The 8669-nt window shown below is 52.2% G+C and carries 10 protein-coding genes and 1 pseudogene; 10 read left to right on the forward strand and 1 reads right to left on the reverse strand.

Going from position 1 to position 8669, the window contains the following annotated elements; translation table 11 throughout:
- Positions 1–38: 38 nt before the first annotated feature.
- Positions 39–764: a S24 family peptidase gene (locus JIG40_RS10295; protein ID WP_199465312.1), complete on the reverse strand. Its 726-nt coding sequence runs from the start codon at positions 762–764 to the stop codon at positions 39–41.
- Positions 765–914: 150 nt separating this feature from the next.
- Here JIG40_RS10295 and JIG40_RS10300 point away from each other — a divergent pair, with 150 nt between their 5' ends.
- The 10 genes and pseudogenes from JIG40_RS10300 to JIG40_RS10345 form a co-directional block, all read left to right on the forward strand.
- On the forward strand, positions 915–1373 hold the full coding sequence (locus JIG40_RS10300; protein ID WP_004726785.1) for a hypothetical protein: 459 nt from the start codon (positions 915–917) through the stop codon (positions 1371–1373).
- A gap of 57 nt (positions 1374–1430) precedes the next feature.
- Positions 1431–1970, forward strand: coding sequence for a phage regulatory CII family protein (locus JIG40_RS10305; RefSeq protein WP_199465313.1), 540 nt, complete (start codon positions 1431–1433; stop codon positions 1968–1970).
- Between the two features lie 9 nt (positions 1971–1979).
- Entirely contained in the window at positions 1980–2312 is a 333-nt protein-coding gene (locus tag JIG40_RS10310; RefSeq protein ID WP_004726788.1) for a hypothetical protein, read from the forward strand.
- Positions 2313–2384: 72 nt separating this feature from the next.
- On the forward strand, positions 2385–2681 hold the full coding sequence (locus JIG40_RS10315) for a hypothetical protein (RefSeq protein ID WP_044362472.1): 297 nt from the start codon (positions 2385–2387) through the stop codon (positions 2679–2681).
- Positions 2678–3220: a DNA methyltransferase gene (locus JIG40_RS10320; protein WP_199465314.1), complete on the forward strand. Its 543-nt coding sequence runs from the start codon at positions 2678–2680 to the stop codon at positions 3218–3220. The genes JIG40_RS10315 and JIG40_RS10320 overlap by 4 nt, the downstream gene beginning before the upstream one ends.
- Positions 3221–3236: 16 nt before the next feature.
- The gene (locus tag JIG40_RS10325) at positions 3237–5867 is read left to right on the forward strand and encodes a replication endonuclease (RefSeq protein WP_199465315.1); all 2631 of its coding nucleotides are present in this window, start codon (positions 3237–3239) and stop codon (positions 5865–5867) included.
- Positions 5868–5876: 9 nt separating this feature from the next.
- Positions 5877–6110 (forward strand): ogr/Delta-like zinc finger family protein, encoded by a 234-nt coding sequence (locus tag JIG40_RS10330; protein ID WP_044362463.1) that lies wholly within the window; start codon positions 5877–5879, stop codon positions 6108–6110.
- Between the two features lie 64 nt (positions 6111–6174).
- Complete coding sequence (locus JIG40_RS10335; RefSeq protein ID WP_047463008.1) at positions 6175–6633, forward strand: hypothetical protein; 459 nt, start codon at positions 6175–6177, stop codon at positions 6631–6633.
- A 280-nt stretch (positions 6634–6913) separates the two neighbouring features.
- On the forward strand, positions 6914–8104 hold the full coding sequence (locus JIG40_RS10340) for a DNA circularization N-terminal domain-containing protein (RefSeq protein ID WP_199465316.1): 1191 nt from the start codon (positions 6914–6916) through the stop codon (positions 8102–8104).
- Positions 8101–8669 (forward strand): annotated as a pseudogene (locus JIG40_RS10345) (phage tail protein); the annotation flags it as partial. The gene JIG40_RS10340 and the pseudogene JIG40_RS10345, both read left to right, overlap by 4 nt.

An 8669-nucleotide genomic window follows, 5' to 3' on the forward strand; every position in this document is an offset into this window, starting at 1 on the left:
CACCCCATCAAAAAAGCCACCTCACAGGTGGCTTCTTATCAAAAAATCTTCTTAAACACTGGTGCGATGGCTTTGCCGATAATCTTAAAGTTGCGCCCGTTCTTGTGGTTGATCTCGAATGACTCGTAGGTCGGGTTGTCTGAAATCACCTGGTAAATCCCTTTCGGAATGTTCCACTTCAAACGTTTTACGTACACCGCATCGTCGATGCGAATTACGTATACCCCATCCGTGACCGGGTGTTGTAGTTCGCGGGTATCAACCAGCAGCCTGTCTTTGTGGCTGAGGGTGGGTTCCATCGAATTGCCGTCAACGTAGATGATGGCGGCGCAGTTCGGCGCAAGTCCAAACTCGGCCAGCAGGCTTTTGGGAATGATGAGCTTGTCTATCTGGTACTCGCTGTGCACCAGTGAGCCCGCCCCTGCTGCTGCGTGAACGTCAAATACGGCCAGCTCGCACCAATCTTTAACGTCAGCTAATGGAACGATTTTAGAAACATTGCTTTGCTCTGGAACCACTCCTTCAGTCGGCGCCTCCAAGTTCATTAATGTTTCTGCATCATTAGGATCTTTGACGTACTTCTCAATTAGCTTCTTTTTCAGATCTGGATGAAACGAAGAAATATGGTACTCCATAGCTCTTCCATTTCCGACAGCCTTTCTAGATATCCAATTGTTTCTTCTAGCTTTTCCGCTCACATTCCCAACCGTATTGGGGAACCCATCGACTTCAACGAGTTCGGAGCTCAAGAACCATTCTTTCAAAATCCACACCATTAAGCATTTACAATGATGCGTAAATCGATCTAACATTCAGTTAATGTTTACGCATTATTATGAATCTTTAAGTACACAAGAAAGGCCGCCAAGCAGTTTCTGTGTACAAAAACGCACAAATATGTATGGAAAGATACCATGACCCCGCTGATTAAACTAGATATGCCGTACCTGCCGATCGAAGAGTATGCGCGACGTCAACATATTGATTTGGTTGAGTCGGAGCAACTGATTGAGGCCGGAAAGCTGCCCATGAAGGCCGCGACACGCTGCGAGAAGAAGCGCTTCGTCAATATGGTCACCCTTTCACGCATGCGTTTGTGTAAAGAGTTCAAAGACCAACCTGACCTATTGGAGAAGCTAAATATGCACGTTTCAATTCAACCCGATTCCCCGATCCTCCCTACCTGTGAACTGGCCCGCCGTTGGGGTGTGTCTGAAAACTCGATTCGCAACATGATTCGCGAAGGAAAGCTGCCTGTGATTGAGCGTGATGGCGCCAAGGGCAAGCACTACGTCAACATGGGCGCGCTGTGGCAACACGCCATTGAAGATTCTGAAAAGCCTGAAAACGACCACTTTTATCATTCGTTTTAAGTGAGCAGCCATTGCGGCTGTGAGCTCATTTCACTTGCGACAAGGTGAGTATCAAATATGGACATGAACACTTCAATGTACGTTTTCCTTGAGGGTAAACAAAAGGCATTTGATGAGGCGTGCTGCGCGTTCCGGGCGGCCAACAAGGTGTCGGCCATTGCTGCCGCCGTTGGCTTAGATGCATCGGTGCTGCGCAATAAGCTCAACCCAGAGCAGCCCCATGTTCTGACGTGCGCCGAGCTGGTTGCGATCACCAAAGCCAGTGGCGACTACACCATCATCAATTCTCTTTTGCTTGGCCTTGGTGTGGTGACCGCACAACTGCCACAAGAAGAGAAAACCGAAACCTTCCTCAAGCGGGTGCTGGAACATTCGATGCTGTCGGGCGACCTGTCGCGCATGGCATTAGACCACGGCGGCGACACCCGCCTGCCCCGCACTACCCGACACAAAATTATCTCTAAGGCACAGGCCAGCATCGGCAACCTGATGCTTTTAATTTCTGATCTTGAAAACCGCACCTCTGGGGCGACGCCGTTCTTTGCAATGAGCGTGGATTTTATCACCCAAGGCGCGCCATTTCCGGGCCTGTCCTAAGGAGCCAAGATGAATCAGTTAGCCAGAAACGCACACACCCAACACACGCCGCCAGCGCAAGAGAGCATCGCCGCGTGCAAATCGCTGTTTAACGGTGCCGCCACTCGCTGCCAGTTGAAGAAGATGTTCAACGAGCTGCCAGAGAAAAGCCGTGGTTTGGTGTTGATCGCAGGCGGCCTGCCCGCTCGCGATTACAACCGAGAATTCGAATCGTTCGATGATCTGGAACTGCAAAAAATCCGCACCGGAATGCAGTACCTGAAAAACCTGACGGTCACGTTCGACAGCAAGGTCGGCGATGTTCGCCGCCTCAAGCACTACCAGTTCAGCAACACCCATTAACCTAGCCAACCTTTGCCCCCGTGGTATTCCTCTCGGAATGGGGGCCTTTTTCGTCTCAGCGTAGGAGCAAAGATGATGAATGACCCAGTAACCAAAGCCGCGTTTGAACGCGCGATTCTCGCCACTATCACCAGCTTGTATGAGCTGGCCATCGACAGCGCCGATGTGATGAGCGTGCGTATCGAATATTCCTCAAGCATGAAGATGCTGAACGTGGTGATCTTCTCCGCCACCACAACCGACCACGCCCACAGCATTGTGCTGCTCGATAGCAAACAAGCCCTGAAAGACCTGCTGGACATCGAAGATGACCTGATTGAGCGCATCGCTGCGCGCCGCGATGAGTTGGAGAAGGGGGAAGAAGCATGAGTTCAACCAACGGCAACGTCCAGCCTCGCGAGTTGTATCCAACCCCAGCAGAAGTTGTGGATGCACTTCTGGGCAAGCTAACGCTGCGCCCTACTGATAAGTTTTTGGAACCTTGCTATGGCACCGGGGCGATCTTCGACAAGATTGGTCTGCCTGAAAGCCAGAAGTCATTCGCCGAAATTGAACAAGGTATTGATTACCTGACTACCGACTTTGGCACCCAAGACGTGATCATTACTAATCCACCATTCTCACTGACGGAAGAGTTCATTCGTAAAAGCCTGAGTGAACTGGCACCTGACGGGACAATGGCGTATCTGCAACGCGTCAACTACTTGGGCTCTAAGAAGCGTTTGCCTTTCTGGTTTGAAATTGGCTTTCCACCTAAATGCCCGATCATTGTTCCTCGTCCACGTTTTGTCGGTGGCAGCTCAGACTCGTGCGAATACGCTTGGTTCATCTGGGATAAAGGCAACCGTTTCGATATTCCTCAAGGACTGAGTCATATCATTTCTGTCGGTCATTATGCCGCGGCATAAGCGCTCTTAAAGCAGCATGGACACCCTCACCGAACCCGCAGAAATCGAGCTGTATGATTTCCCATGGCAAGCCCCTTTAACGGAAGTTGAAGCGGGCTGCTTTGGTGATCGCCGATTCAATGAAGTAATTCAGCCAGAAAGCCTGAGTGTACTTGAGCGCAAGCTATTTGAAGCCAACCCCGATGACTTTGCCTGGGCGCAATCGCGCATCCAAGACTTGCCCGATTACCTGACCAAATACTTCGTCACACGCTACATCAGCGTGTTCGAAAAACTCGGCCGTAAAGAGGCCAACATTTACCTGCGTGAACGCATGGCACCAGCAACAGAACGCGCGCAAAAGGTCTTGGAAAAATACAGCAAACTACCCACCACGCAAAAAGTGGCGATGTTCTCTAAAGAATTCGAAAGCGGCGATAACGCATTCGCCTCCGTGTACTTTACAGAGCACAGCCTGCCTGAAGACTTTCAGCGCCCTCAGCTCTCTTTTGATTTCGACCAAGCCGAAAAACATACCAAGCCAGAGAAGAACCGCAGCGTTGCCGAACTTGAACCCGACGAACTCAGAGACATGGCGTTCAAGTTGTCGCAAATCGCCTCTGCCCGTCACCAACGCTTTGCGGCTTCTGCCATCAAAGAAGTGAAAGCGGATCTGGCGAAGCGCGAGGTCAAAGCCTCTGAATCGAAAATCGGCGAGATTGCCGTGGTGAACACCTACCACAAGCTGGCGGTTTTCGTGAATGAGTTCGGCATCAAAGCGCCCCGCAAGCGCAAGAAGCAAACCGAACTGACGGCTCTGAACGACATCTCAAGAATGCTCGATGAAAAATGGTGGCGCTGCCGATTGGTACACATTCGCAAAATCATGCGCGAGCACCTGGCGATCGCCATGGGGCAAGTGAGTTACAAAGCCTCGCCTTATGCCTCTTGGGATTGTGTCCGTGAGCATCAGGAGCAGCAGAAAGCCAACTATGAATACATCAGGCAGTGCCAGCTGATCGATGAGATTACGGGCGAAGAAGCCGACTTGTGGGATATGGCGAAAAAGAGCTTGTCGAATCCGGCTATCCGCCGTCATGAGCTGATGGTGCGCTGCCGTGGCTGCGAAGACATCGGCAATGAGCTTGAGCTGCAAGGTTTGTTTCTCACACTCACTTCGCCGTCCAAGTACCACAACAGCTACAAGAAAGGCGGCTTTATCGACCACTGGAACGGTGCCAGCCCGCGCGATACGCAAGCCTACCTTAACAATGTGTGGCAGCGCATTCGCGCCAAGCTGGGCCGTGAAGAAATTCGCTGGTTTGGTGTTCGTGTGGCCGAGCCGCATCACGATGGCACACCGCACTGGCATTTGCTCATTTGGGTGAAGCCGGAAGATGTCGCGCAGGTGCGTGACGTGTTCATTTCCTACGCCGTCGAGGAAGACAAAGAAGAGCTGTATCCGCAGTTCGACCGCAACCCGAAACGCGCCGAGAAAAAGCAGGCCTTTCACGGGCCACTGAATTACAAACCGCGCTGCGACTTTGGTTACATCGATCCGGCCAAAGGCACGGCAACCGGCTACATCGCTAAATACATTTCCAAGAACATCGACGGCTTTGCCATGGATGATGAGATGTCCGACGAAACAGGCAAGCCCGTGAAAGACATGGCCAAGAATGTGAACGCATGGAAAAGCCGCTGGGGTATCCGCCAGTTTCAATTTTTTGGTGGCGCTCCGGTCACGACTTACCGCGAGTTGCGCCGATTTGCCAACAACGACAAAGCCAGCTTTAACCAGTACCTCACTCAACTGAACTATGAAGAGCTGCTGACCATTTATGAAGAGTTGGACATCCGCGAAGGCCGCAAGCTGATCGGCCCGCCTATTCCGGCAGAGCTGATTCGTCGCCATAAGAAGTTCGACAGCAAGTACCTATTTGTGCTGCTCACGCAGGTTTATGAGGCCGATCTGGAACACGAAAACGGCACCGTCACGGAAGTGATGAAAGCCGCCGACCGTGGCCAGTGGCGTGATTACATCATGGGCCAGGGCGGCCCGTTCGTGAAACGCGCTGACCTGCTGATCACCAACGTTTATGAAGAGCTGCCGTTTGCCTCTCCGCACGGTGAAACCGTTCGCAAGTTGGATGGCTTTGACGCATCCGGCGTGTTCATCAAAACACGCCTCAGAGTCTGGACGATTAAACAGAAATCCAAGGTTAACGATGATGTGGAAGCGATCGCCCAAGGGAGCGCAGCGACCGTCATTGGCGGCCCCGCCGCCTCTCGGAGTTCTGTCAATAACTGTACGGAGCCCCGCGAGGATCAGGTCAGCGATCAGCTCACCAGGTTGTTAGCACCAGAACGAAGAAAGGCGAATAAACCGCCAAATATTGATGAAGCGGCACTGGCCGCACTCAGAAAAGGCAGTTCAATTCGCATCGATGATGAACGAAGTATCCAAATCCGCCCTGCGGAGGTGGACGAGTACGGCGAAAAACGCCCGGCCCAGCTGGTCGAATTCAGCCGAGCGCCTGCCGATGATTTGTCGTGGATGAATTTTGAAGGTTGGGATGAAGTGTTAGCCCAACCTGAAACCGAAGAGTATCAACAACCGGACCTGTCGTTCTTCCCAGAACTGGAAGACGACTGGCCGTTAGCGTGAGGAGACCCCATGTTAATCACCTGCCCTATTTGCGGAAGCAAAGCACGTATTGCAACGTCCAAAGCGATGAGTAACGAAACGCGCGAAGCCTATTGCCAATGTCTGAACCTAAACTGCGGCCGCGCGTTTACCACGCTGACCACGGTTAACCGCATTATTGAACCGACTGGCGCCAAACCAGACCCAGAACTGCAACCTGAGCTGTGCAAAGGAGATGTGGATCAGATGGAGATGTTTGGGTGAGGTGGAAGTAAATATGTTTGTAGCCAAGACTTATTGATTATGCTTAGAGTTTTAGGAGAATTGAATGATGAAATCGCCATGGTTTGAATATGAGTCTTTACTTGCTGCATGGATGAAATTGTTTTCCAACGATAATCTTCAATTCACAAATGGCTACACCGCTATACCTGGATTTCCAACAAATGGATTTCGTGCAGATGGATTACTAACAGATGGAAAAGTTGTTATTGCTTTGGAAATTGAAGTGAAACAAACTCATCCGGACACCAATGTTGGCAAATATTGGCTTCTCGATAAATACAAGTCATACAATAAAGTAATTCTTTTCCATGTATATACTCCGCCCTACAACTCATATCCTTGGCGTATGGAGCTCGCACAATTCTATGCGGATAAAATGTCTCAAGAGTTACCATTTGAATATCACCTAATTGATCAACGTACCGCAGAAAGTGTAGACCTTGCTTTTCAAGAACTGACTCAGATACTGAGAATGGCAATACATAACGAGTTCACGAATTGAGCTTCTAACAAGATCTTCAAAACGATCAAAAACGCACGTTTGCGATCCCGGCACTTCTCTAAATCCCCAATCTAAAATAGCCCTGAGTTCAGTTCCCATCAGGGCTGTGGTGCAATAACCCTACCTAATTATTTTGCGTCTCTGATTGCGCAAAATTGCAGTGCTGAATTTTGGTGCGGAGGGAGGGGTGAGTCCGAATTAGGCCTGAGCGCCCCTCCCCGCCATCATTTTTCCAGCCTGCTGCCTTCTTTGATTTGTTTGAGATGAAGTGAGAGCTTTCATGTGGGAACGACAGTACGAGCGCGGGCGATGGAACGGGCATCAGCTCAACATCCTGGCGACGGCCATTGATGGTGGCCAGCGCCTGCACGTCAGCGAAATTCCCTACGCCGAGCTGCCCAACATCCGTGTGATGGGCAGTAAATTCCGCACCATCAAACTCGATGTCGTCTTTGTCGGCGCCGACTCGCTGGCCGATGCTAACGCGTTCATTGCTAATCTTGAATCCTCCCCGGCCGGAGAGCTGGAGCACCCGTGGCTGGGCGAACTGACGCTGGTATTCGACACCTTCTCGCAAAGCATCAGCACCAAGCGCGGCGTGGTCACACTCAGCCTGAGCTTTGTCCGTGCCGGCACGCAGCCAACCATCAACACGTCAGCGACCGTCCGGGTGAAGCAACAGGCCAGCGCAGTGGAAAGTGTCTCAGCGCAGTCGTTCGCCCGTGATGTGAAAAGCCTCAGCGTGGCCGACATCAACCAGACACAGAACGATTTCACTCAGTCACTCAACGTGTTGGTGGACATCACCCACCGCCTGAACCTCGCTGATGACAAGCTGCAAAGCATCAACTCAGCCATCAACGAAGCGTTTGGTGCCATCAGCAGCATCAGCAGTGCGCCGGATAAGTTCGCCACACTGCTGAGCACCGCCGTTGATCGCGTTGCCGAGGGCGTTCAGTCTGAGCCTGACTCCGACAGTGAGGCGGTCGATAACGCACGCACTGCGCAGCAACTGATGTTGGGTCAGGTAAAAGAGGATGCAGTCACCTCTCATCACAACATCCAGATGGTGACCGGAGCCGTGAAGGTCAGCAAAGATGTCATCCGTCTGGAGAAGCAGGACCAGTTTGACATCACCGCCGTGAGCAAACAGCCAGCCATCATTCAAAGCGACCTCGTGGCGCTGCTTGACGGCATTGATGCGCGCGTGCGTGAAACGACAAGCGTCTCAACGGTTGAGAGCCTGGACATCTTCGATGCATTGACAGCGTTGAAAGGCGGCATTCAGACGCAGCATGACAAAGTCATCAAGGGTACTGCGGCGCACCGCGTAATTGAGCAGCCACGCATCAAACCAGCCCTGACCATCGCGCACGACCAGTACACGGCAGAGCCGATCGTTACCGCGATGAATGCGTTGCAGCATCCATTGTTTCTGCGTGGTGACATTGCCGTGAGGAACCCGAAATGACCCAGCTTACGATGCACATCAATGGCGCGCAGACCGCTTTTTACTCGGCTGAGCTCAGCTACTCTCTCGAGCAGCTCGCGCACACCTTCCGCTGCAAGGTGCCAGTGATGACCATCAGCCAGCCTCTTCCGATGAGCTTCTATCTCGGCCGCCAGCTCATCCTGAAAGGACAAATTGACCAGGCTGAGTCTGCCACCGATTCAGGCAGCCGCTCTGTCACCATTACTGGCCGCTCCGTCAGCGCCAACATGATTGACTCCCGCATCACCATGGATGCGCTTTACGACCAGCCGACGGACAAATTACTGCGCCGCCTGGCCGCGCCGTTTGGTCTGCGGGTAGAGAGTCTGGTCTCCGCGTTGAAAGCCGTACCGGAGTTTCAGATCAACGCAGAGTCGCCGGTGGAAAACATCGCGCAGCTGATTCGAGAGCAAGGCTTGGCGCTGATTGAACGCAATGGCGTACTGACGATTGAGAACACCGCGCACAGCATCATTCAGGGTATCGGGCTTGAAGTCGGCAACAACATCGAACGCCTTGAGATTGCCCGTCAGTTCCATACCCG

Origin of the sequence: Vibrio sp. bablab_jr001, assembly GCF_016464285.1 — a bacterium.
Classification (GTDB): Bacteria; Pseudomonadota; Gammaproteobacteria; order Enterobacterales; family Vibrionaceae; genus Vibrio; species Vibrio fluvialis.

What these genes read in the sequence shown, in the direction of transcription:
- JIG40_RS10325 (WP_199465315.1), top strand. Translation starts at nt 3,237, where the DNA reads ATGGACACCCTCACCGAACCCGCAGAAATCGAGCTGTATGATTTCCCA.
- JIG40_RS10320 (WP_199465314.1), top strand. Translation starts at nt 2,678, where the DNA reads ATGAGTTCAACCAACGGCAACGTCCAGCCTCGCGAGTTGTATCCAACC.
- JIG40_RS10310 (WP_004726788.1), top strand. Translation starts at nt 1,980, where the DNA reads ATGAATCAGTTAGCCAGAAACGCACACACCCAACACACGCCGCCAGCG.
- JIG40_RS10340 (WP_199465316.1), top strand. Translation starts at nt 6,914, where the DNA reads ATGTGGGAACGACAGTACGAGCGCGGGCGATGGAACGGGCATCAGCTC.
- JIG40_RS10315 (WP_044362472.1), top strand. Translation starts at nt 2,385, where the DNA reads ATGATGAATGACCCAGTAACCAAAGCCGCGTTTGAACGCGCGATTCTC.
- JIG40_RS10305 (WP_199465313.1), top strand. Translation starts at nt 1,431, where the DNA reads ATGGACATGAACACTTCAATGTACGTTTTCCTTGAGGGTAAACAAAAG.
- JIG40_RS10330 (WP_044362463.1), top strand. Translation starts at nt 5,877, where the DNA reads ATGTTAATCACCTGCCCTATTTGCGGAAGCAAAGCACGTATTGCAACG.
- JIG40_RS10335 (WP_047463008.1), top strand. Translation starts at nt 6,175, where the DNA reads ATGATGAAATCGCCATGGTTTGAATATGAGTCTTTACTTGCTGCATGG.
- JIG40_RS10300 (WP_004726785.1), top strand. Translation starts at nt 915, where the DNA reads ATGACCCCGCTGATTAAACTAGATATGCCGTACCTGCCGATCGAAGAG.